This is a genomic window from Pseudomonas oryzihabitans, from assembly GCF_001518815.1.
Taxonomy (GTDB): domain Bacteria; phylum Pseudomonadota; class Gammaproteobacteria; order Pseudomonadales; family Pseudomonadaceae; genus Chryseomonas; species Chryseomonas oryzihabitans_E.
In genome coordinates this window covers 1,236,854-1,260,172 of the sequence record NZ_CP013987.1, presented here as the reverse complement: position 1 = coordinate 1,260,172, position 23,319 = coordinate 1,236,854, and the positions used below count along the sequence as shown (strand labels likewise).

At 66.4% G+C, this 23,319-nt stretch carries 19 protein-coding genes; 12 read left to right on the top strand and 7 right to left on the bottom strand.

What is annotated here, in order from left to right; genetic code table 11:
* Positions 1–30: 30 nt before the first annotated feature.
* Positions 31–723: an aspartate/glutamate racemase family protein gene (locus APT59_RS05640; protein WP_059313963.1), complete on the top strand. Its 693-nt coding sequence runs from the start codon at positions 31–33 to the stop codon at positions 721–723.
* Here the strand turns inward: APT59_RS05640 and APT59_RS05635 are convergent.
* Positions 720–2,036, bottom strand: a complete 1,317-nt coding sequence (locus APT59_RS05635; protein WP_059313962.1) for a leucine-rich repeat-containing protein kinase family protein — start codon at positions 2,034–2,036, stop codon at positions 720–722. The genes APT59_RS05640 and APT59_RS05635 overlap by 4 nt on opposite strands.
* 74 nt (positions 2,037–2,110) lie before the next feature.
* Positions 2,111–2,788 (bottom strand): haloacid dehalogenase type II, encoded by a 678-nt coding sequence (locus APT59_RS05630; RefSeq protein WP_059313961.1) that lies wholly within the window; start codon positions 2,786–2,788, stop codon positions 2,111–2,113.
* Between the two features lie 234 nt (positions 2,789–3,022).
* Here APT59_RS05630 and APT59_RS05625 point away from each other — a divergent pair, with 234 nt between their 5' ends.
* The 4 genes from APT59_RS05625 (at position 3,023) to APT59_RS05610 (ending at position 8,680) form a co-directional block, all read left to right on the top strand.
* Positions 3,023–4,780, top strand: a complete 1,758-nt coding sequence (locus tag APT59_RS05625; protein WP_059313960.1) for a putative bifunctional diguanylate cyclase/phosphodiesterase — start codon at positions 3,023–3,025, stop codon at positions 4,778–4,780.
* An 83-nt stretch (positions 4,781–4,863) separates the two neighbouring features.
* Positions 4,864–6,117 carry an EAL domain-containing protein gene (locus APT59_RS05620; protein WP_059313959.1) on the top strand — a complete coding sequence of 418 codons (1,254 nt, stop codon included), beginning with the start codon at positions 4,864–4,866 and terminating at the stop codon, positions 6,115–6,117.
* 119 nt (positions 6,118–6,236) lie between these two features.
* Positions 6,237–7,484, top strand: a complete 1,248-nt coding sequence (locus APT59_RS05615) for a diguanylate cyclase (protein WP_059313958.1) — start codon at positions 6,237–6,239, stop codon at positions 7,482–7,484.
* A 116-nt stretch (positions 7,485–7,600) separates the two neighbouring features.
* On the top strand, positions 7,601–8,680 hold the full coding sequence (locus tag APT59_RS05610; RefSeq protein ID WP_059313957.1) for an SMP-30/gluconolactonase/LRE family protein: 1,080 nt from the start codon (positions 7,601–7,603) through the stop codon (positions 8,678–8,680).
* 3 nt (positions 8,681–8,683) lie between these two features.
* Here APT59_RS05610 and APT59_RS05605 read toward each other — a convergent pair whose 3' ends face one another.
* Entirely contained in the window at positions 8,684–9,037 is a 354-nt protein-coding gene (locus tag APT59_RS05605) for a hypothetical protein (RefSeq protein WP_059313956.1), read from the bottom strand.
* A gap of 140 nt (positions 9,038–9,177) precedes the next feature.
* Positions 9,178–10,314 carry a DUF1615 domain-containing protein gene (locus tag APT59_RS05600; RefSeq protein ID WP_420480499.1) on the bottom strand — a complete coding sequence of 379 codons (1,137 nt, stop codon included), beginning with the start codon at positions 10,312–10,314 and terminating at the stop codon, positions 9,178–9,180.
* 188 nt (positions 10,315–10,502) lie between these two features.
* Here APT59_RS05600 and APT59_RS05595 point away from each other — a divergent pair, with 188 nt between their 5' ends.
* Positions 10,503–11,714 (top strand): YeeE/YedE family protein, encoded by a 1,212-nt coding sequence (locus APT59_RS05595; protein ID WP_156428934.1) that lies wholly within the window; start codon positions 10,503–10,505, stop codon positions 11,712–11,714.
* Between the two features lie 9 nt (positions 11,715–11,723).
* On the opposite strand, the gene APT59_RS05590 is transcribed toward APT59_RS05595, so the two are convergent.
* Positions 11,724–12,995 (bottom strand): hypothetical protein, encoded by a 1,272-nt coding sequence (locus APT59_RS05590; RefSeq protein WP_059313954.1) that lies wholly within the window; start codon positions 12,993–12,995, stop codon positions 11,724–11,726.
* Between the two features lie 37 nt (positions 12,996–13,032).
* Entirely contained in the window at positions 13,033–14,610 is a 1,578-nt protein-coding gene (locus APT59_RS05585) for a hypothetical protein (protein ID WP_059313953.1), read from the bottom strand.
* Between the two features lie 557 nt (positions 14,611–15,167).
* Here APT59_RS05585 and APT59_RS05580 point away from each other — a divergent pair.
* From APT59_RS05580 to APT59_RS05560, 5 genes are all read left to right on the top strand, one after another.
* Complete coding sequence (locus tag APT59_RS05580; protein ID WP_059313952.1) at positions 15,168–17,312, top strand: polysaccharide biosynthesis tyrosine autokinase; 2,145 nt, start codon at positions 15,168–15,170, stop codon at positions 17,310–17,312.
* 117 nt (positions 17,313–17,429) lie between these two features.
* Positions 17,430–18,656: a SpoIIE family protein phosphatase gene (locus APT59_RS05575; RefSeq protein ID WP_059313951.1), complete on the top strand. Its 1,227-nt coding sequence runs from the start codon at positions 17,430–17,432 to the stop codon at positions 18,654–18,656.
* 4 nt (positions 18,657–18,660) lie between these two features.
* Positions 18,661–19,224, top strand: a complete 564-nt coding sequence (locus APT59_RS05570) for a SiaB family protein kinase (protein WP_059313950.1) — start codon at positions 18,661–18,663, stop codon at positions 19,222–19,224.
* Between the two features lie 17 nt (positions 19,225–19,241).
* Positions 19,242–19,631 (top strand): DUF1987 domain-containing protein, encoded by a 390-nt coding sequence (locus APT59_RS05565; protein ID WP_059313949.1) that lies wholly within the window; start codon positions 19,242–19,244, stop codon positions 19,629–19,631.
* A complete protein-coding gene (locus APT59_RS05560) occupies positions 19,628–20,362 on the top strand; it encodes a GGDEF domain-containing protein (protein ID WP_059313948.1) in 735 nt (244 codons plus the stop codon). The genes APT59_RS05565 and APT59_RS05560 overlap by 4 nt, the downstream gene beginning before the upstream one ends.
* Positions 20,363–20,462: 100 nt before the next feature.
* On the opposite strand, the gene APT59_RS05555 is transcribed toward APT59_RS05560, so the two are convergent.
* The gene (locus APT59_RS05555) at positions 20,463–22,097 is read right to left on the bottom strand and encodes a glucan biosynthesis protein D (protein WP_059313947.1); all 1,635 of its coding nucleotides are present in this window, start codon (positions 22,095–22,097) and stop codon (positions 20,463–20,465) included.
* Positions 22,098–22,338: 241 nt separating this feature from the next.
* On the opposite strand from APT59_RS05555, the gene APT59_RS05550 reads away from it, so the two are divergent.
* On the top strand, positions 22,339–22,722 hold the full coding sequence (locus tag APT59_RS05550) for a glyoxalase superfamily protein (protein ID WP_059313946.1): 384 nt from the start codon (positions 22,339–22,341) through the stop codon (positions 22,720–22,722).
* The last annotated feature ends 597 nt before the right edge of the window (positions 22,723–23,319 follow it).

Sequence of the window (23,319 nt, the reverse complement as noted above, 5' to 3'; positions counted from 1 at the left end):
TGGCCTCTTTGGCCACCGAGAGAAAAATCCATGCGTACCCTGGGCCTGCTAGGCGGCATGAGCTGGGAGAGTTCGGCTCACTACTATCGCATCCTCAACGAAGAGGTCCGGCGACGGCTGGGCGGTAGCCATTCGGCCGCCTGCCTCTTGCTGTCGGTGGATTTCGCCGAGATCGCCGCCCTGCAGCATGCGGGTGACTGGACGACGCTGGGTCAGCGCCTGCAAGACCATGCGCGGCAACTGGCCGCCGGCGGGGCCGAGGCCCTGGTGCTCTGTACCAACACCATGCACTGCCTGGCGGCGGAACTCGAGGCGGCCACCTCGCTGCCGCTGTTGCACATCGCCGACCCCACGGGTGCGGCGATCCGTGCCCAGGGCCTCGAGACCATCGGCCTGCTGGGTACCGCCTTCACCATGGAACAGGCCTTCTATCGCGAGCGCCTGACGGAGCGTTTTGGCCTGAAGGTACGGGTACCCGAGCTGGCAGGGCGCCAGACCGTACACCGCATCATCTACGAGGAGCTGGTGCGGGGTGAGGTACGCGCGGAATCACGGGAAGCCTACCGCGCGGTCATCGGCGAGCTGGTCGCCCAGGGTGCCGAGGGCATCGTGCTCGGCTGCACGGAGATCATGCTGCTGGTGGACCAGAGCGACAGTGCGGTGCCGCTGTTCGACACCACCCGACTGCATGCCCTGGCTGCCGTGGACTGGGCGCTAAGCTAGGTGTCAGCCCGACCCTGCAGGCGACGCGCCACGTCCGCCAGCAGCGGGCGCGCATCCAGCGTACTCTGCTGGCACTCCTCGGCCAGGGCCGCCAGGGCCGGATCGACCGGTTCGCTGCACCGCGCCAGCCATTCGTCCAGCAGGATGCCAAAGGCGCGACTCTCGAAGCGCTGCAGCCGGGCGGCCTGCGCGGTGTCGTCGGGCAGCAGGGAGGCACCGCCGAAGTCACCCAGCAGGCAGCGCGCGCCGCCATCCCAGAGGATGTTGTGGGCATAGAAGTCACCATGGACCAAGCCGTGGCCATGCAGGTGCGCCAGGGCGCTGGCCATGCCGCCCGCCATCTCGCGTACGGCGGCGGCGGTAAAGCGGGTGTCTTCCGGATAGACGTCACGGCTGCAGGTGGTGAAGCTGGGCGGACCAGCCAGATTGCCGAAGGCCGGTTCCACCAGTTCCAGCACCAAGCCGCTGCGCTGCTCGGGATGATCGGCCAGATCGCCCAGGGCGCCGATCAGCCAGGGATGGGTACCGGCACTGAGACTGGCGGCGCTTTCGCTCTCCGGGGTGCCGTCACTGGTCATGCTGCCCTTGAACAGCTTGACCGCCACCTCGCGCGGGCCCTCGGGCGACTGCCAGCACGCCTGGTGAATGATGCCGGAGGCGCCCTCCCCCAGCCGCTCGCCAAGCCGCAGATCGCGCCAGGCGATGCGTTGCTGCTGGGCCGCCTGGGCCCGCACCGCCTGTTCGCGGGCGGCGCCGAGGGGGTTGTCGCCATAGGCCAGCCAGGTCAGCCGCGGCAGCTCGAGAATGGCCGGCGGCAGCGCCGCGAAGCGATTCGCCGACAGGCGCAGGAGTTCCAGCTGGTGCAGCTCGGCCATGCTCGCCGGCAATGCCTCCAGCTGGTTGCCCGCCAACATCAGTTTTTGCAGCGCCGGGCGTTCGCCCAGGGCGGTCGGCAGGGTAGCGATGCGGTTGTCGGTCAGGATCAACCAGCGCAACCGCGGCGGCAGCGCAGCCGCGCTCACCTGCTCCAGCTCACAGGCCTTGAAGCCGATCATCTCCAGGTTGGGCAGCGTGCCCAGCACCTCGGGCAATTCGGTGAAGGGATTGCCCGAGCAGAAGAGAATGCGCAACCGGTGCAGCCGGCCCAGATCAGCGGGCAGATGGGTCAGCCGGTTGCCGGACAGGTCAAGGATTTCCAGGCTGTCGGCCAGGGCATAGATCTCTTCGGGAAACTCGGTCAGGTCGGCGCGCAGGGTCAGCCGCGTGGCCCCCGCCAGTTCGCCGGCACGCAGCCGGGCTAGGGTATCCGTCATGGCAAAGCGACTCTCACTGTCTTGAAAAACCGGCACCTGGCCGGTGATGGCGCGGACGTTAGCACGCCAGGCCGCTAGCTGCGGCCCTCATGCGCCAGAATGCGCGCCACTGCCTCTCTCAGATCGCTTCCGGTCACCACGGGGGGTGCCAGGGGATTGGCCACCTGGTCGGGGCGCCGCTGCACGAGGGCGCCCTTGAAGCCGGCGGCCTGGGCCCCGGCGATGTCCCAGGCGTGGACGGCGACCAGCCACAGACGCTCGGCCGGCTGCCCCAGGCTGGCGGCGGCCTGGCGATAGGTGGCAGTGGCCGGCTTGCTGGCGCCGGCGTCCTCGGCGGAAAGAATGGTGGCGAAGGCGTCGCTCAGGCCAGCGTGCTCAAGCTGTGCCTGGGTGGCGGCGCGGGCGTTGTTGGAGAAGGCGATACAATGCACGCCCTGCTCCCGGGCGAAGTCGAGTCCAGGTCTGACGTCGGGATGGGCGGGCAAGGCCTTCAGCGCCGCGGCCACCCGCTGCTTGTCGGACGCGGTCAGCGAACGCCCGAGCCGCTCGCCGACCATGTCCAGCGCCGCCTGGCCCTGGGCCTCGAAGGGCGCATGGCGGCTACAGAGTTCGGCCGTCATGGCATTCTGCAGGGTCTGGGCGAACCACAGTTCACGGCTATGGGGATCGCCGAACAGCTCGCTGAACAGGCCATCCAGCGCGGACAGGTCGAGCACGGTCTCGTTGATGTCGAACAGGCAGGTGAGGGTCATGAGGGATACTCGGCGGCGAATGTCTCTTCGACCAGGGCTCGCGATTGAGGTGCAGCCGCGCTAAGGTTTTACACTGGCAGGAAAGATTAAAAGCCTAAAGTCTTACGATTTCTCGCCGATACCTCAGTCGACCTGCCTCTCGCTTGCCGTCCCCGCCCGGCTCGAGTGGCAACAGTTTTCCCAAGATGCGCTTGCTGCCCGTACAAGGCTCATCGACCCGCCCGAGATAGCCCGATGGCCGATTTCCTGCAGTATGAAGATGATCGCCTCAACGCCCTGCACGCCCTGGAGTTGCTCGACTCGGCGCCAGCGGAGGAATTCGATCGCCTTTGCGAGCTGGTCGCCAGCAGCTTCAACGTACCGACCGCGCTGATCAGCCTGGTGGATCGCGACCGTCAGTGGTTCAAGGCACGGGTCGGCTTCGACCTGCCGCAGATGCCGAGAGAGGACGCCTTCTGCGCCCATACCATCCAGGCGGCGGACGGCCGGATGGAGATCAACGATGCCCGTTGCGATGCGCGCTTCAGCCATAACCCGCTGGTGGTGCGCGCCCCCCATGTGCGCTTCTATGCGGGTTCGACCCTGGTCACCGAGGGCGGCTATGCCATTGGTAGCCTGTGCATTCTCGACAGCCAGCCACGGGAACTGAACGCGACGGAACGCAAGCGGCTGGACGACTTCGCCGCCCAGGTGATGAGGCTCATCGCCTTGCGCCAGCACCTGCGGCGACGCGACCCGGTCAGCGGCTTGCCCAACCGCCAGCAGTTCCAGGCGGATGTCGCCCAACTGGCCGAACTCCGTCCCGGCGAGTTGCGTCTGCTGGTGCTGATAGACCCCCTGGAAACCCAGTGGAAGGACCAACTGGTCCTGGCCCAGGGCATGTGGCCCTTCGAAACCTTCCTGCGCTGCCTGGCCCTCCGGCTGTGCGACGCCCTGAGCGAGCGGGCCAAGGTCTATCACGTGGACACCAGGCGATTCGCCTTCCTGCTGCCCGCGGACTGCGACTATCCGCCCCTGCTGGACACTCTGATCGCCCAGCTGAGGACGCCGGTCCAAGCCGACCGGATTCCCATCGACCCACCGGTGAAGGCCGGCGTGGTGCCCTTCGTGCTGACGGCAGGCGAGGTGCGCGACCTGCTGCGCAAGGGCCTGGTGGCCGTCGACCAGGCGGCCCTGAGCCCGCGCCACTGGGGACTCTACGAGCGACCGCAGGACCAGGCCTTCCAGCGGATCTTCCAGCTGGTGCGGCAACTTCCCGAAGCCCTCGAACGCGGCGACTTCAGTCTGGCCTTCCAGCCACGCCTGGCCTTGCCCGACCGTACCCTGTGCAGTGCCGAGGCCTTGCTGCGCTGGACGCACCCGCAACTCGGCCCCATCGCGCCCGGCGACTTCATCCCGGCGATCGAGAAGACCGCGCTGATCCACAGCGTCACGCGCTGGGTGATCCGCACCGCCATCGCCCAGCTGGCGCGCTGGGACAGTGACTACCAGGGGCGGCTGTCGCTCAACCTGTCGCCCCGGGATTTCGACGAGGGCGACCTGGTGGCGCTGCTGCGCGAGACCTGCCAGCGCCAAGGTGTGGACCCGCGGCGGCTGGAAGTCGAGATCACCGAAGGTGAATGGCTCAGGCGTAATCCGGAGGCCATCGCCCAGTTGCACGACCTGCGTGCCCTGGGACTGAACATCGCCATCGACGACTTTGGCAGCGGCTACAGCAATTTCGCCTACCTCTACGAATTACCGGTCACCAGCGTCAAGCTCGACCGCTCGCTGATCCATGACCTGCCCAGCGACCCGCGCAAGCAGGAGGTGGTCAGGGCACTGCTGGCGCTGATCGGCAAGCTGGGCTATCGCAGCGTCGCCGAAGGGATAGAGACGGAAGACGTGCTGACCTTTCTGCAAGACGCCGGCTGTGACGAGGTTCAGGGCTATCTGCTGGCGCGGCCCATGGCCCTGCCCGCCTTCGAGGCCTGGTACGCCGAACAGGGTTAAGTCGAAAGGACGAGGTCATTTGACTGACAAATTCATTCCAGGCTCTACACTGGTTCAGGTCGTAGTTTCCCGGGAGTGAGGACATGAGGGAATCAGGTACCGAGTTGTTGGACGTGGTTGGCCTGGATACCGGCAATCTGAGCAGTCAGGGCTGCATCGACAAGGTGCTGCACGCGCTGCGCACCCATCTGAACATGGACGTGGCCTTTCTGGCCGAATTTCGTCAGCAGGATCGCGTCTTCCGCAATGTCGATGCCGAGCCCGACGCGCCGATCAAGGCCGGTGATGCGCTGCCGCTCAGCCAGGGCTATTGCCAGCAGGTGGTCACCGGTCATCTGCCTGAACTCATCCCCGATACCCGCGCCATCGGCGCCACCCGCTTGATCCCGGAAACCCGCGCCGTCCCCATCGGTGCGCACCTGAGCGTGCCTGTCCGTCTCAGCGATGGCGAACTCTATGGCACCTTCTGTTGCTTCAAGTACCAGCCTGATCCGACCTTGAGTCCGCGCGATCTGGAACTGGTACGAACCTTCGCCGAACTGGTGGCGGATCGTCTCAGCCTGGATGCTTCCAGCCGCCGCGGCCAGGTGGAGATGCGCCAGCGTATCCAGGGCGCGGTGGCCGCCCATCAACCCAGCATCGTCTACCAACCGATCTATTACCTGGCCGATCTACGCATTGCCGGCTGGGAATCCCTGTCGCGCTTCCATTGCCCACCGCAACGCAGCCCCGACCTGTGGTTTTCCGAGGCCAGCGCCGTTGGTCTGGGCGACGAACTCGAAGAGAGCGCCATGCGCTATGCGTTGCAAGGTCTGCAAAGCCTGCCGGACGATACCTACCTGACCATGAACTGTTCACCGCAGACCATCCTGGCCGGCCGCCTGCCCGTGCTGCTGGCTGGCAATCCGCCGGGACGGCTGGTGCTGGAGATCACCGAGCACGCCGAGGTGAACGACTACGACGCCCTCCACGCCCAGTTGCGACCCTTGCGGGCGCAGGGCGTGCGCCTGGCCATCGACGATGCCGGCGCCGGTTATTCGAGCCTGAGGCACATCCTCAAGCTGCGCCCGGACATGATCAAGCTGGACATGAGCCTGGTCCGTGACATCGACAGCGACGCCGAACGCCGGGCGCTGGCCTCGGCCATCATCGCCTTCGCCCGCGAGACGCGTAAGGAAGTGATCGCCGAGGGCGTGGAAACCCTCGCCGAACTGGCGACCCTCAAGGCCTTGCAGGTGGACAAGGTGCAGGGCAACCTGCTGAGTCGCCCGCTACCGCGCGACGACGCCCTGCGCCTGCCCCGGCAGCGCCAACTCGAAGGCCAGCAGGACAGCTGAATCGAAGGATCGGCGGCCATTCAAGTCGCCGATCCTTCGGCCGATACGCCTAGGCGAATCATCGCTTCACCTGACGCCAGACCCGCTCTCGGCCGACCTTTGCCCTGCAGGAGTTACCGGTGCGTTCCATCCTGGTCATCGAAGACAGCCCCATGGTCCTCAAGATCCTGGCGCACCTCTTTCGGCAGCAGCGCGAATTCGAGCCGGTGTTCTGCGCCACCCTGGCCGAAGCCGAGCTGATGCTGGAGACCTCGGCCAACCTCTTCTTCGCCGCCCTGGTGGATCTCAACCTGCCCGACGCCGCCAATGGCGAAAGCGTTGACCTGGTGCTGCGCTATCGGCTGCCCTGCATCGTCCTGAGCGGCTCCTACGACGAACGTCGGCGCGACGACCTCTTGACCAAGGGCGTGGTCGACTATGTGCTCAAGGAGAGCCAGTACTCCTACGAATTCGCCTTCCGCCTGCTGCGCCGGCTGGATAGCAATACCGCGGTGAAGATCCTGATCGCCGAGGATTCCGACGCCACCCGCAACTACATCCGCCACGTGCTGACGCCCCACCGCTACCAGTTGCTGGATGCCTGCGATGGCAACGAGGCCCTGCGCCTGCTGCAGGAGCAGCCGGACATCGACCTGCTGGTGGTGGACCACAGCATGCCCGGCATCAGCGGTTTCGAACTGGTGCAGCTGCTGCGCCAGAAGCTACGGCGTCACGATCTCAGCATCATCGGGCTGTCAGCGGACGAGAAGGGGTCGCTCAGCGCCAAGTTCATCAAGCAGGGCGCCGACGACTTCCTGCGCAAACCCTTCTGCCCCGAGGAGCTCAACTGCCGGGTGGTCTCGACCCTGGAGCGTCGGGATCTCATGCGCGCCCTGACCCATGCCGCCCAGTACGATTCCCTCACCGGCCTGCGCAATCGCCGCGCCTTCCAGGATCAGGCCCGGGACTGGTTTCGCCAGGCCGAGCGCGAGGGGCGGTCGCTCAGCGTCGCCATGCTCGACCTGGATCACTTCAAGCGCATCAACGACGAATACGGTCATGCCAGTGGCGACAGCGCCCTGGTGGTGTTCGCCCAGGCCCTGGCGCGCACCCTGCCCCAGGACCTGACCGGTCGCCTGGGTGGCGAGGAATTCGCCCTGGTCAGCCGGATGCCGCCGGAGCAGTTGCTGCAGGCACTGGATCTGTTGCGGCGTTACTGCCACGCCCAGACCTATGCCCCCGGCGCGCCACCGCTGTCGTTCAGTGCGGGCGTCTTCAGTGGCCTCGCCAACGACCTCGAAGGTTTCCTGCACGAAGCCGATCGCCGTCTCTATCAGGCCAAGCGCGAGGGCCGTGGCCGTACCTGCCTGGTGCTGGACGCCGACTAGGTCAGCACCCGGGTTGGCGCGACCCACCACAAGACATATGATGTCGTACGATCAACCTGGCTCGCCGGGCTGATGCGTATCGTCTCGTCCAACAATAACAAGCAAGGACCTGCCTCATGCACGACTCCCATCCGGGTCTCACTCGGCCATTGTCACGTCGCCGGCTGCTCCAGGGCGGCCTGGTCTGCGGCGCCGCCCTCACGCTGCCCAGCCTCGCCCGTGCCGCCGAACCCCTAAGCCAACGCTATCCCGATCCGCTCATCGAGATCCTTGATGACCGCTTCCTGGAACTGCGCCTCTTCAATGCCAGCGTCGAGCGTCTGGCCACCGGTCTGCGCTGGGCCGAGGGGCCAGTCTGGATCGGCGACGGCAACTACCTGCTGATGAGCGACATCCCCAACAACCGCATCATCCGCTGGGATGAGGTCAGCGGTCGGCTGGACACCTATCGCGCCCAGTCGAATTTCTCCAATGGCCTGACCCGCGACCGTCAGGGCCGACTGATCGCCTGCGAAGGTTCCACCACCCACGGCCAGGGCCGGCGGGTCACCCGCACCGAGCACGATGGCCGCATCACGGTGCTGGCCGATGGCTTCGAGGGCAAGCCGTTCAACTCCCCCAACGACGTGGTGGTCAAGCGGGATGGCTCCATCTGGTTCAGCGATCCGCCGTTCCAGGCGAACAGCGATTACGAGGGCCATCGCGTGAAGACCGAGCAACCCGACGGGGTCTATCGCATCGACGGCGAGAGTCTGGCGGTCACCCGGGTGATCGGCGACCTCAACGGCCCCAATGGCCTGGCCTTCTCGCCGGACGAAAAGCTGCTCTATGTGGTCGAGGGCCGCGCCAAGCCCAATCGCCTGGTATGGGCCTATACCGTCAAGGACGACGGCAGCCTGGGCGAGCGCCGCAAGCACATCGAGGCGCTGGAGTTCGGCGCCCTGGATGGCATCAAGTGCGACGTGGCGGGCAATCTCTGGTGCGGCTGGGGTAGCAGCGGCGCCCCGGCGGCCAAGCCCGAGGTGCTCGATGGCGTGCGGGTGTTCGATCCCAGCGGCAAGGCACTGGGGCATATCCATCTGCCGGAACGCTGCCCCAACCTCTGCTTTGGTGGCCCGGAAGGCAACCGGCTGTTCATGGCCGGCTCCCACTCGCTCTATAGCCTCTACGTCAACATCCGCGGCGCCGGACTCTAGCCGCTAGCGGGACTCGGGCGGTGATTGCTCGACCAGGGTGGTCAGGGAGTCGAGCACGTTGTCCAGGGCATAGGCCGCCTCGAAGCGCGCCAGGTTCTGCGTGAGGTCGGCCAGGCTGGTGGTGATCCCCAGCCAGTTGCCCAGGCCGATCTGGCGCGCCGCTTCCGGTAGCGAGCAGCCGCCATCGCGGCGTTCCAGCCAGGCCAGCACCAGCTCGGGCGGGGTATTGGCTTCGAGGCCCAGGGTGCGCAGCAGGCGCAGGGCCTTGGCCTGTTCGCGGGGCGGCAGCCGATGGCGGGCTGAGGGGGTGGGCTGGTCGACGATAAGCGTCAACCGCGAGCCGGGGATATCGGTCATCTGGACCTCTAGGGGACTACACCAGAACCGTACGGCGTAAGGCCGCTTCATCTCCCCATGGTAGGGCAATAGTCTGGCCAATTGCCATACCTTGCCCTGGCCCTCATCGCCCTGACAGCGCCGTTCGGCCCCTGCCCCACTCAGCGCGTGGCGCGGCTCCGGCAGCGCTGCCAGCGCTCTTCCACCCGCTGGGCGAACCAGGCGGTGGTCAGGGTGCGGGTAATCTTGGGGCTCTCCAGGGTGATGCCCGGCAGGACGGCACGCGGCAGGCTGCGGCCGGCCTTGCGCTCCGCCAGGGCATAGACCTTGGCATAGAGATCGGTCTTGGCGAAGTCTTCCGAATTGCCCGCTTCCAGATCGTGGCGGATGGCGATGTCGCTCATTCCCAGTGCCGGGGCCAGGCGATTCACCGCGCGCTCGGTCTCGCCCTGGGTCCGCGACCCGGGCACCACCAGATCACCATCCAGCGCCAGCTTCACCCCTGAAGCTCGGCTCACCGCACTCTGGAAGGCGGCGTTGCGACTGGCATACCAGCCGGCGTTGAAATCGGCGAAGCGATACAGCGGGGTGGGATAGTCCGCCGGATAACCGAGCAGATGCGCGGTGCCGAAATAGAGGCCACCACGTCGGCTGAACACCTCGTGGCGAATGGAGCCCTCGCGGTCATAGGGATAGTCGCGGGCATGGGCCTCGGCGAAGTCGATGCTGACCTGCATGGGGCCGCCGGTGCGCACCGGATTGAAGCGTCCGAACAGCTGGCTACCCAGAGGCACCATGGCGATGAAGTCCTCGAAGATCAGACTCAGTTCGCGCTCGGTACGGGCACCGTCCAGGCGCTGGGCATAGGTCTTGCCGCTGGGCGACTGGAGATTGAGCGCCGTGCGCACCAGCAGCTGAGGCACATAGGCCCGCGCCGCGCGCCGATCAATCTCCTCGCGGGCGATCCGCCCCAGCCCCGGCACCGGAGGATCGACCTGGTAGGTGGACTCCTGCTCTGCCACGGCCAGCACGGCGCAGAGGTTGTCCGTCGAGGGATCGAGCTCCTGGGCGCTGAAGGCGGTCTGGATGTCGCTCGCCCAGCCCTGCCGATCAGACACGTTGGCGGGCAGCAGGCGCAAGAGCTCGGCCCGCACCTCGGCTGGCGAGCGGGTGGGCCCCTGGGAAGTGGGCGTCAGGCTGCAACCGGCCAGTACCAGTGCACCAGCGAGGGCGGTCCAGCCGCGCAGCCGCGACCAGGTGGGCAGAACGATGGCAGGCAAGACGAGGGCGGATGACACGGCAGCTCCAAGAGATTTCTTTGGCCGCTTTGACCACGCTCCACGCCAAAAGGCTGAGCTAGAAGACTTATAACCACTGGTTATATACATGTAACACTTTCATTCAAGCAGCCGCGTCTGTCCGCTGGGATTCCCTGACAAGTCCTACTAAAATTGTCGGACTTTAGTTCGAACCTACTGGAACCATGATGCAGCAGACCTCCACGCTTTCCTCCCCGCGCCTGCCCTGGGCCGCTCTCTGGGCCGCGCTCCTGCTCGCCCTGAGCATGGTCTTCGTCGGACAGGCCGCAGGTAGCCGCCAGGCACTCTTGCTGCTCTTGGGCGGCGCGCTGGGCCTTACCCTTTATCACGCTGCCTTTGGCTTCACCTCGGCCTGGCGAGTTTTCATCCGTGACCGCCGCGGCGCCGGCCTGCGTGCCCAGATGGTGATGCTGGCCCTGGCCGTATTGCTGTTCTTTCCCGCCCTGGGCGCTGGCAGCCTTTTCGGCGAGGCGGTCCGTGGCAACGTCTCGCCGCTGTCCACCTCGGTGGTGGTTGGCGCCTTCCTGTTCGGCATCGGCATGCAACTGGGCGGTGGCTGCGCCTCCGGCACCCTGTTCACCGCCGGCGGCGGCAATGCGCGGATGCTGGTGACCCTGCTGTTCTTCGTCATCGGTTCGCTCGTCGCCACCCACCACCTGGGCTGGTGGTTCGCCCTGCCCAGCCTGCCGCCGACCTCCCTGGTGACCAGCCTGGGCGTGCTGCCCGGTATCTTGGTCAGCCTGGCGCTGTTCGCGTTGATCGCCTGGACCACGGTGGTGCTGGAGCGCCGTCGTCACGGCAGCCTGGAAGTCACGGTCCCCGGCGAACATCAGGGCGCGGCGCGCCTGCTGCGCGGCAGCTGGCCGCTGGTCTGGGGCGCCATCGCCCTGGCCGTGCTCAACTTCATCACCCTGGCCCTGGCCGGTCGCCCCTGGGGCGTCACTTCGGCTTTCGCGCTCTGGGGCGCCAAGGGCGCCGGGCTGCTCGGCCTGGACGTGTCCGGCTGGGCCTTCTGGCAGCAACCGGCGAATGCCCGGGCGCTGGCCGAGCCGTTCTGGTTCGACATCACCAGCGTGATGAACCTCGGCATCATGCTGGGTGCCTTGGCCGCCGCCGGCCTGGCCGGTCGCTTCGCCCCCAGCCTGCGCATTCCCGCGCGGTCGCTGATCGCGGCGGTGCTCGGCGGCCTGCTGCTGGGCTACGGCGCACGCCTGGCCTACGGCTGCAACATCGGCGCCTACTTCAGCGGCATCGCCTCGGGCAGCCTGCACGGCTGGCTGTGGCTGGTGGCGGCCTTCGCCGGCAACAGCCTGGGCGTGCGCCTGCGTCCCTTCTTCTTTCCCGGCGAGCGTCGCGTCGAGCGGCTGACCGGCTGCTAGAACGGACCGCTAGACCGGCAAGGGCTGGTGACCGGACGGCAGGGCAGCCGGTCGCTCCTGCAGACTCACCCTCCCTACCTGGGGCGCGCCGTGATAGGTCTTGAGCGCCTGCATGACGAAGAGCAAGGCGGCGGTGCCCTGGTATTCGAACAGGCCCTGCAGCGGCCAGATGGTCATGAAGGCGAGGAACACCGCCAGGGTGAATTCCAGGTCCCGGCTCAGCTTGCGCGCGACCAGGTAATGGACCGCCAGGCCAATGGGAATGACCAGGACGGACAGGAAGCCGAAGCGGAACACGGTGCCGAAGATGCCGACGTCGGAGAGGAAGAAGTAGTCGCCGAAGATCGGCTTGAAGCCGTCGTTCCACATCAGGCTCAGGCTGCCGCTGGGCAAGCCGTTGTACAGCTGCAGGTGGTTGATGATCTGGGAAATGGTGTTTTCCCGAACGTTGTCGGTTGGCCCTTCCTGCACCGAGCGCGCATAGAAATCCAGGTTGAAGCCGAGGGTTTCCAGGAGGTGAGGATAGAGGATCAGCGGCGCCACGATGATGGCGCCGAACAGCGCCGGTCCCACCAGCCGCGCGCGCAGGGCGAGGATGGTGAACACCAGGCAGACCACGATCAGCTGGCGGGTCTGCAGCACCACCACGATGGTCGCCAGAAAGAACAGCGCCAGCATGCCGTGACGCAGCTTGGGGCGCAGCTGGCCGTCGATGAAGGAGCGCCCGCGACCGGCGAAGTAGATGCAGATGAAATAGCCGAAGAAGATGGCCCCCGCGCCCGTGGACGCGCGCCCGGGGCGGCTGAGGTCCTTCACCTCGTCGCGCAGGTCGGGCAGCATCTTGAAGTAGGACAGCCAGCACAGCAGTGCCGAAAGCAGCCCGACCAGGATGATCAGGTTTTCGAACTGGGGGGCATTCAGGCGCTTGGCCAGATAGAGCACCAGAAAGGCGCTGAAGCAGTAGAGCACCCGCCGCTCCTCGATGAGGCCATAGACCAGCGGCTGGCCCCAGAACAGCTGGGCGAACAGCGCCGGCAGGCCAACGAACACCGCCGTGGAAAACAGGCAGAAGCCCATCAGCAGCTGATAGTCACGCTGCGGTCGCTGCCAGGTGCTTAGGGTGAAGAGCACGAAGAAACCCAGGCAGATCGCCAGGTACAACTCGCCCACGTAGCGGATGCCCACCGGATTGGTCGGGCTCTGTTCGAAAACGCCGAACTGCAGGACCATCAGGCCACCCAGGGCCAGAAAACTCAGTCGATTGATCAGCGTACCCGGCATGCCCGGTTTCCTCGCAGCGTGTTCATGGATAAGGCGTTCATTGCAGGCGCCAGTCACCCTCGACCTTGGTGTAGGTCAGCTGGCGGCCGTCCGCCAGACTCAGGCGGGCGCGGGTGTATTCAGGCAGGTCGACGCGGAAATCCCGGCCTTCCAGATAGAGCCCGCCACAGGCCCCCGACTCGCGGTGGTAGTCCAGTGGCTGGCGCTGCAATTCGTGGATGCTGCGGTGGAACAGCAGGTTGGCGTAGCCGCGCACCGTCATGTCGGTGGAGATGAGGGTGCAGTCCAGCGCGACCTGGCCCTTCACCAGCCCCACCAGGGCCTGGTTCTGCTGGTCGATGACGCGCCAGCCGGCGTAGCCGGCGATATCCTGGCGATAGGTCTGGCCGTTCTGCAGCGCGGCTGCCACCAGCAAGACGGCAAGCAGAGCGCGCCCGGGGGTTTTCAGGGCGATGAAGGCCAGGCCGAGCACCAGCGCGGCGGGAAAGATGAACTTGAGACGGTCGAAGGAAAACTGGGTGGCGTGCTGCAGCAGCAGCAGGTTTTCCAGCAGCGGCAGACTGGCGGCGGCCAGCAGCAGAGCCGTGCTGCGCGGCCAGTTCAGCGTGCGCCGTTTCCACACCAGCACGCCCAGGGCGATGGCCACTGCCGCCAGGAACAGCCCGAACGACAGCCCATAGCCGGCGAAGAAGTCGGTCAGGTGGGCATTGTTCGGACTGCGGGCGAGAAAGCGCCGGGCAAAGGCCTTGAGCGTCGGCAAAAGGCCCGCCGCCAGGCTGTAGTGCAGCAGCACCAGCAGGCCGGCCAGCGCCGTGGCGAAGGCCAGCCGCCAGGCCATCCGCTGTCCTTCCGGCCATTGCCGACGTTGCAGCCAGAACAGCGCGACCAGGCCGCCGCCGAAGACGTAGCCGGTCCATTCGGTCAGGGCGCCGAAACAGACCAGCCCGGCCAGTACCCAGCCAAGACGGGCACGCTGGCCCACCGGTGCCTGGAGGTAGTGGAAGAAGGTCAGCAGGCTGGCCAGCAGCAGCACCTGGTAGAAGCTCTGCACCCAGTACAGCAGGCCCTGGGAGAGCAGTGCCTCACGACTGAACACGGCGATCAGGCAGCCCAGCACCGCGGTGCCGGCGGCCAGGGCGCGACTGGCGCCCTGGCTGCGCAAGACCAGGTACATCAAGCGGAACAGCAGCAGCGCCGTCAGGGCGCCAAGGGCGGCGTTGAACAGCGCCAGGTTGTGCATTGAAGGCGGCAGGCCGGCGACCTTGAGCCCCAGATAGGGGGCGAGAAAACCGTAGCTGCTGAAGCTGGTGTAGACGTAATCGCCACTGTGGGTCGGGATGGTGGCGCCCCAGGACACCTGCTGGTCATGGCTGCCGCCCAGGGTGATGGTGGGCAGCCACCAGTGGCGGGTCACGCCGGATTCATCCAGGGCGTTGAGACTGAGCAGCACGTGGTAGCTGGCTTCGAGATTCTGCGCCCCGGTACCGTCGCGGAAATCCGGCAGGCGCCAGAGCAGCGCAGCCAGCAGCAACAGGCCAACCGCCAGACCACCCAGCCAGAACGGCCATCGTCCGACCCGGACCCCGGAATGGGTAACGCCAGATGCCACACTCATTGTCCTGTCTCCTGACAGCCATGCAGTCGAGAACGCCGTCCAGGGCAGTGAAGAACCAGGCGCTACCCTCCGCAGGCCTGGTACAACCGGTACAGGACCGCGCGTGGGCATGAGGCCACACAGGCGGGTAACCGGGCTTCAACCGCTGACTACATTCAAGAAGCCGTCAGGAACACGGCATCACCCGGGGGCGACGCCGCTTAACACAAGACTGGCTCGACGGCCCCACTGGAGGGACGAGGAACAGGGCCTGCCACGGTGCGTCGTCGGCAGGCATGACAGGTCGCAAAGAAGACTGCCTTAGCACCTTGACGCTGCCAAGCCGGCATCCGGCGCGTTCTGCACGGGGTGTCACATTTTTGGCTTTTGCTTTCGCTTAGAGTCGACGCAGCACTCCAGCCGACAAGGCGCGGATCCTTGATCCAGCGCCTGGCGTTCCCAGCTGTGCCCAGCCTGGTGTGAAAATCTCGACCCCGGTTCGCCGACCGCCGTCTCCCCCGGACAGGCATCGGCCGCGACGGCTGTCCTCACCGTACCTGCCCAAGGCCCGCTCCTGCATGGACAAGTCGCATCAGGCTCTACCCCCTGCTCCTCACGCCGCGGACATTGGTTTCGCGCGCTACTGCGCCGCGCTCTGGCGCCATCGCCGCGGCCTGCTCGCCTGCGTGGTCCTCTGCACTTTGCTGGGCGTGGCCTACGCCCAGTTCGCCGCTCCTCGCTATCAGGCGGTGGCGACCCTGCAGATCGAATACCAGCGTGGCATCGTGCGCCTGGACGACGCGGACAACGGCCGCCCCATGCCACCGCCGGAAGCCATCACCGAGATGCAGTTGCTCACCTCGCGGCGCGTGGTTGGAGAGGTGGTGGATGCCCTGGGCCTCGACCTCAGCGTCACCCCGCGGCGGGTGCCGCTGCTCGGCGACTGGCTGGCGCGCCGCCACGAACGGGCCAGCGCGGCGATAGCCACCGCGCCGTTCGGCCTCCATCGGTTCGGTTGGGGCGGAGAGCAGCTCACGATCGCCAGTCTCACGGTACCCGCTGCCCTCTATGGCCAGCCGCTCACCCTCACCGCCGAGGCACCCGATCGCTTCGTGCTGGCCGATGCCAAGGGGAACCGCCTGCTGGAGGGCCGCCTGGGCCAGCCGGCCAGTGCGGGCGAGTTGCGGCTGGACATCGCCCAGCTGCACGCCTATCCAGGCACCGAATTCATCCTGGTCAAGCAGCGCCGCGGCGTGGCAATCCAGGCGTTGCAGGAACGACTCAGGGTCAGCGAGCGCGGCAAGCGCTCGGGCATCCTCTCGATCCAGTTGCAGGATACCGATGCCCTGCGGGCCCAGCGCATCCTGCAGGGCCTCACCGAGGCCTATGTGCGCCAGGACGTGACCCGCAATGCCGACGAGTCCACCCAGCAGCTGGCCTTCCTGCGCCAGGAGCTGCCACGGGTGAACCAGCGCCTGAGTGCCGGTCGCCAGGCCCTGGACAGCTACCAGCGGCAACGGGGCTCCATCGCCATCGGTGCAGAAGGGCGTAGCCTGCTGAGCCAGGCGGTGGAGCTCGACGGCCAGCTATCGGCCCTGGAAATGGAGCGCCTTGGCCTGGCCCTGCGCTTCACCCCCACCCACCCGCTGTACCAGACCCTGCTGGCGCGGCGCCAGGTGTTGAATCGCCAGCGTCAGGTCCTGCAGCGGCGCCTGGGCCAATTGCCGCAGACCCAGCAGGAGGTGCTGCGCCTGCAACGCGAGGTGGAGGCGGCAGACAAGGTCTATGCGCTGATCAGCAGGCGCATCCAGGAGTTGTCGGTGGTGCGAGCCGGCACGGTGAGCGATGTGCGCATCATCGACCACGCCTATACCCAGATTGCGCCGGTCTACCCGAAGAAACCCCTGCTGATCCTCAGCGCCCTGCTCTTCGGCTGCCTGGCCGGCGGTGCCTGGGTCTATCTGCGCGCCAGCCTGGAGCGTGGCATCGAGGACGCTGGAAGCCTGGAAGAGCTCGGCCTGCCGGTGCTGGCGCAACTGCCCCTGGCGCCAGGTCGCCAGGCCGGTGGATCGCTGCAGACGCCGCTCGACGCCGGCTATCAGGAGGCACTGCGGATCCTGCGCACCAGCCTGGCCTTCGCCCGTACCGAGGCGCGCAATGACCTGCTGCTGGTCACCAGCGCCAGCCCGGGCGCCGGCAAGTCTTCGGTGGCCGTGCAACTGGCCCGGGTCTTGGCGGAAGGCGGGATGCGGGTGCTGCTGGTGGACGCCGACCTGCGTCGCGGGCGCCTGCACCGTCGCCTGCAACTGACGCGCCGCCCGGGCCTTGCCGAGGTGCTGGCCGGCCTGGCGACGCCCGAGCAGGCGATCCAGCCCACGGTAATCGCCGGCCTGGATTGCCTGGTGGGGGGCATCCGGCCGCCCAATCCAGCCGAACTGCTGATGAGTTCACGCTGTACCGAGCTACTGCGTGGGCTGCAGCAGGACTACGAACTGGTGATCCTCGATACCCCACCGGTGCTAGCGGTGACCGATGCGGTACTGCTCGCCGCCCAGGCCGGCACCTGCCTGCTGGTGTCGCGCCATGGCTGCAACACCGCCAAGGAAATCGAGGCGACCCAGCGCCAATTCGCCCACAGCGGCCTGGTCCTGCAAGGCGCGGTGCTCAATGCCGTCCCGCCCCAACCGTTCGCCCGCGGCTCCCTGGGGCTGCTGGTGAGTTGAAGCGCCAGCGCCCAAGGCCAGGTGCAGCGCCATGCTGGCGCCTGGCCATCCCCTGTCATCAAAGCTCAATACGGAGCCCCTAGGCTGCATCGACCTCCCGAGAACGGATTCTTATCGATGTCGTCCGCTCCCCTGCCTTCCTCCCGCGCGGCCTTCCGCCCCTGTCAGCGCAGCGCCCTGGATCTCTGTACGCAATGGCCGGCGGTCGAGGCCGAGCACACCAATGCCAGGGTCATGGATCTGTTCAACGAGCGGCGCGAGATCACCAGCCTCGCGGTGATCGAGAACGACCGACCGATCGGGCTCATCAACCGCGACATCTTCCTCTCGCAGATGAGCAAGCCGTATCACCGGGAAGTCTACGATCGCAAGAGCTGCATCGCCTTCATGGACAAGGAACCCCTGGTGGTGGACGCCGGCCTGTCCATCGAGGAGCTGACCCGCCGCACCGTCGAGGTGGGCGAGAAGGCGCTGGCCGATGGCTTCATCGTCACCCGTGAAGGCCGCTTCGTCGGCCTCGGCCTGGGCGTGCAGCTGATGCGCATCGTCGCGGATCTGCAGGCCGAGAAGAATCGCCAGATCATGCACAGCATCGAATACGCCAGCGTCATCCAGCGGGCCATGCTGCGCAGTTCTCGCGAGACCCTGGCGGTGATGGCCCAAGACGCCACCCTGGTCTGGCAGCCGCGCGATGTGGTCGGCGGCGACTTCTATCACTTCGCCCAATACGAAGACGGCTGGTTCGGCGCCATCGCCGACTGCACCGGCCATGGGGTGCCCGGCGCCTTCATGACCATGATCGCCTCGTCCTCCCTGACCCAGGCCCTGCAACAACTGGGGCCGCGTGATCCTTCCGCCCTGCTGGCGGCGATCAACGTGAGTGTCAAGGCGATGCTGGGGCAATCCGGGGGCATCTCCGAATCCAACGACGGCCTGGACCTGGCCTGCTTCTGGGTGGATCGCCACGGCCACGGCCTGACCTATGCGGGCGCGCGCCTGCCGCTCCATCTCCTGGTGCCCGACGCCGCGGAGGTCCTGACCCTGGTCCCCCTGCGCCTGGGCCTGGGGTATGCCGACAGCCCGCTGGAGCAGTGCTGGCCAGCCACCACCCTGCCGCTGCCACCGGGAAGCCTGCTGTTCGCCACCACCGATGGCCTGCTCGACCAGATCGGCGGCCCGCGACGCACCTCCTTCGGCAAGAAACGCGCCCTGAATCGGCTGACCGACGCGCGCACGGCACCGACCGCGGTGTTCTGCCAGCAACTCGCCGACGATCTCGCCGCCTGGCAAGGCGACGAGCAGCGCCGCGACGACCTCACCTTCTTCTGCATCCGCGTGGACTGACGTCATGCTGACCTCCCTAGCCGAGAACGGGGCCTTCCTGGAGATCGCCCAGCAGCAACAGGTGATCTTCTATCACCACGGTTACTTCTCCCATGGCATCGTCGCCGCCATGGCCGAGGTGGTGAAACTGCAACTGGAATTCGAGGGCATCAGCGGCGCCACCCGGCGCAAGCTGTTTTCCTCCTTCATCGAACTGTCACAGAACGTCCTGCACTATTCCGCCGATGCCCTGCCCCCGGACACGCTCGCGGATGCCAAGCTGGGCCAGGGTTCGGTCTGTATCACCCGCCAGGACGGCAACTACCAGATGCTCTGCGCCAATCCCATCGTCAGCGACAAGGTCCAGGCCCTGCGCGCGCGCCTCGAACCCCTGTGCAGCATGTCGATCGAGCAGATCAAGCAGGCCTACCGCGAGTCCCTGCGCGCCGAGACCCCCACCGACAGCAAGGGCGCCGGCCTGGGCTTCCTGACCATGGCGCGCGATGCCAGCGCGCCACTGGAGTTCGCCTTCCATCCGTCCACGCGGAATCCGGGCACCGCCCTGTTCTGCCTGAAAGCCATCATCTGACCAGGGCCTACTCTCGTATGGACAATCTGTTCATCGCCCCCACGCCCACGTCGCCCGAGGTGGATTTCCGCTTCGCCGAAGACGTGCTTTGGCTCAAGGGTGAATCCTTTCCGGAAAACGCCGCCGCCTTCTATCTGCCGGTGATCGAGCAGCTACGTGCCTATCTCGACCAGCGGCAGGAGGCCACGCTGCTGGTGCATGTCGCCCTCGCCTACTTCAACAGTTCCAGCACCAAGATGCTGTTCACCCTGTTCGACGCCCTGGACCAGGCGGCCCAGGCCGGCAACCGGGTGGAGCTGCACTGGTACTACGATGCCGAAGACGAGACCATCCAGGAGTTCGGCGAAGAGTTGCGGCTGGACTTCCAGGCCCTGGCGTTCGTCGAGCATCCCGAGCTGCCGGCATGACCGCCAGCGTCCGGCGCTATAGCCCGGCCGATCCAGGCCCCGACCTGTTCGAGCAGGAGGCCGGTGTGCTGCAGGCGGCACGCGCGCTCTATACGGCCGATGACGCCGACGCCGAACGCTACCGAGCCGCGTTGGGCGACCTGACCCTGCACTTCGAGCGGCTGATGCGCGAGACCCGCCGGCTGATCGCGCGCAGCGACCGCGCCGAGCGCGAGATGAATGCCCTCAACCAGCAGTTGCAGACCCTCACCCAGCAGCTGGAGTACCGCGCCACCCACGATGCCCTGACCGGGGTGCTCAATCGCGGCGCGGTCATCGACCAGGCCGGCCAGGCCCTGCGCCAGGGTGGCGGCGCCATGATCGTGCTGGACATCGATCACTTCAAACGCATCAACGACGAATTCGGCCATCCGGTCGGAGACCGGGTCATCCAAGCCATCGCCCGCTGTCTGCAGGAGATCGTCCAGGCGCCGGCCATCGTCGGCCGGGTAGGTGGCGAGGAATTCACCGTCTTGCTGCCAACCACGGCGCGGGACGAAGTCCTGGCCATGACCGAGCGCCTGCGCCTGCGCATCGCCCAGGACACGACAGGGCCGGCATCGGTGACCGCCAGCTTCGGCCTCAGCCTGAATGCGCCGGGCACCGAGTTCGAGATCGCCTACAGCCTGGCCGATGCGGCGCTCTATCAGGCCAAGCGTGGCGGGCGCAACCAGGTGATGCTGGCCGACTAGCGGTGCCCAGCGCAGGCGATCACCACCTGCCTGGCCTTTCACGGGACGAAAAAAAGCCACTGCGCCTGGCGAGGCACAGCGGCTTTTTCAGGTCAGTCGCTTAGGACTGCTTCCAGTCCGGATAGCGGCGCTGGTCGGCCGCCGGCGGGAAGTACTGGAACAGCCAGGTTTCGCTCAGGGCGCGGTCCTGGGTCCGGATGAAGGCGCGGATCTGCACCGGGTCGGCCTTGTCGCTGGTGGGGTACCAGTCGAAGATCACCCGGTAGCCGCCAATCTCGTCGATCTTGAGCACATGGAAATCCTGCACCTTGCCGTCGGTGACGGTCACCACCGGCTCGATGCCGGTGCCCTCGGGCAGGAAGGACAGGCCGCCGCCATTGAAGTCGATGGCAAAGCGCCGTGCCCAGACCTTGGGCCAATGCTCACCGGGCGCCCAGCCTTCGGGGAAGCCGCCGATCCCGGAACGCGTCGCGTAGACCCGTGCCAGCGGCGTGCTCACCGGTGGCAACGCGCTCCAGTGCAGCTTGTAGCCATAGTGCAGCGACTTGCCGGCGGTGATGGTCTCGGCCGGGGCCCAGAAGGCCACGATGTTGTCCAGGGTCTCGCCGGTGGTGGGGATCTCCAGCAACTGGATGGCGCCCTCGCCCCAGGCGGAGGTGGGCTCGACCCACAGGCTCGGCCGGCGGTCATAGCGGACCATGACGTCCTGGTAGCTTTCGAACTCGTGATCGGTCTGCACCAGGCCGAAGCCCTTGGGACTGTCGTCCTTGAAGGCGTTGAATTGCAGCTTGGGCGGGTTGTTCAGCGGGCGGCAGATCCACTCGCCATTGCCCTTCCACATGGCCAGGCGGTCGGAGTCGTGGATCTGCGGATGATAGGTGTTGCAGCTCTGGCGCTCGTGGGTGCCACAGCTGAACATGCTGGTCATGGGCGCGATGCCCAGTTGCTTGATGTCGCGACGGGCGTTGACGTTGGCGTCCACGTCCATCACCACCCGGTCGTTCAGGCAGTCGATGTCGAAGCGATAGGCACCGGTGGCGCTGGGCGAATCCAGCAGCGCATAGACCACGAAGCGGGTGCTGTTCTTGTTCGGGGTGACGAACCAGAACTTGGTGAAATCGGGGAATTCCTCGGGCCGATCGGCGTAGGTATCGATGGCCAGGCCACGGGCCGAAAGGCCGTACTGGCGGGTCTTGTCCACGGCGCGGAAGTAGCTGGCGCCCAGGAAGGAGACGATGTCGTACTGGGCCAGGTGCGGCGCCTTGAACAGCTTGAAGCCAGCAAAGCCCAGGTCGCCCTTGAGCTGGCTCTTGTCGACACCGCTGTCGTTGTAGTTGAACAACTCGGGGCGGAAGTGGACTTCCTTGGCCTCGTTGGTCTTGGGGTCCACCGAATACATGTGCACGGGTGTCTTGAAGCCCATGCCGACATGGAAGAACTGCACGTCCAGCTGGCCCTTGAGGTCGTGCCAGAGCGAATGCTGGGCATCGTAGCCAATGGCGTTGAACTGCTGGGGCGTCATGTTCGCCAGGGTATCGGGCAGCTTCTGGGCGGTAGGCTGGTAGGCCTTTCCGGCCAGCTCCTTGGCATGCTGCTTGAGCCAGTCGAAATCGAAGGCCTGGCCGTCGCCATTGGCCGGATTGGCAAAGGCCTGGAGGGCGAACAGCCCGGTGGAAGGAATGCCGGTGTAGGCCGCCAGGGCCAGGGACGCTTTGAGCAGGTGTCGACGCTGCATGGATCAACCTTGGTCACTAAGGATGAAAAGATTCGGCCCAGCCGAACCGCCAGAGAGAAAAAGAATGCACGATACCCGGATAGGTTCGCCATCGCACCGGTGAACTGCAGCCTAGCGCACGCTCTGGTCTGCCAAAGGGGTTACCAAAGCTTTCCGGATCACAGTTCGGGTTGCCGGGCAGCCTCAAAGGTGCGCCCTGGCGCTCACCCCACCGCGCTTTCTGCGCCTGTCGAGTACCGCCATGCCCATCGATACCGTCGCCTTCGGGCAACCCAGCCCCATCCTGCGCATCTTCGATGACGAAAAGGCGCGTGAATTCTATTGCAGCTTCCTGGGCTTCCGCCTGGTCTGGGAGCATCGCTTCGAGCCGGGATTGCCGCTCTACGCCGAAGTCGAGCGCGCCGGTCTGCGCCTGCACCTTTCCGGCCATCATGGCGACGCCTGTCCCGGCTCGACGGTCTTCGTACGGCTGACCGGCATCCGCGCGCTACAGACCGAGCTGCTGGCCAAGGACTACGGCTTCGCCCGGCCGGGCATCCAGGAACTGCCCTGGGGCCTGGTGATGGAGATCGCCGATCCCTTTGGCAACAGGTTGAGGTTTTGCGAGGACGAGGCGGCGGGTTAGCCCCTGGCGCAGGCCCGCTTCGTTGGGCTTCGACGGTGGAGCTGTCTCAACCCAACCTACGGAAGACCCTGGATGGACTTGGCTATCAGCGCAGGCACACTTCGTGGAAAACGCTACGCGGTTTTCCACCCTACGCCGGCGTCACGCCCCCCTGCCGCTCCGCCCCCTCTCCCTCGGGGAGAGGGTTGGGGTGAGGGATAGGCACCGCCCGACGCCGCCATGCTGGGCTTCGACGGTGGAGCTGTCTCAACCCAACCTACAGAACCAAACCTCTGCCGCCCTACCCCCTCTCCCTCGGGGAGAGGGTTGGGGTGAGGGATAGGCACCGCCCGACGCCGCCATGCTGGGCTTCGACGGTGGAGCTGTCTCAACCCAACCTACAGAACCAAACCTCTGCCGCCCTACCCCCTCTCCCTCGGGGAGAGGGTTGGGGTGAGGGAAAGGCACCGCCCGACGCCGCCATGCTGGGCTTCGACGGTGGAGCCGTCTCAACCCAACCTACAGAACCAAACCTCTGCCGCCCTACCCCCTCTCCCTCGGGAGGAGGGTGGGGGTGAGGGAAAGGCACCGCCCACGGTCACCGTCACCTTCGTAGGT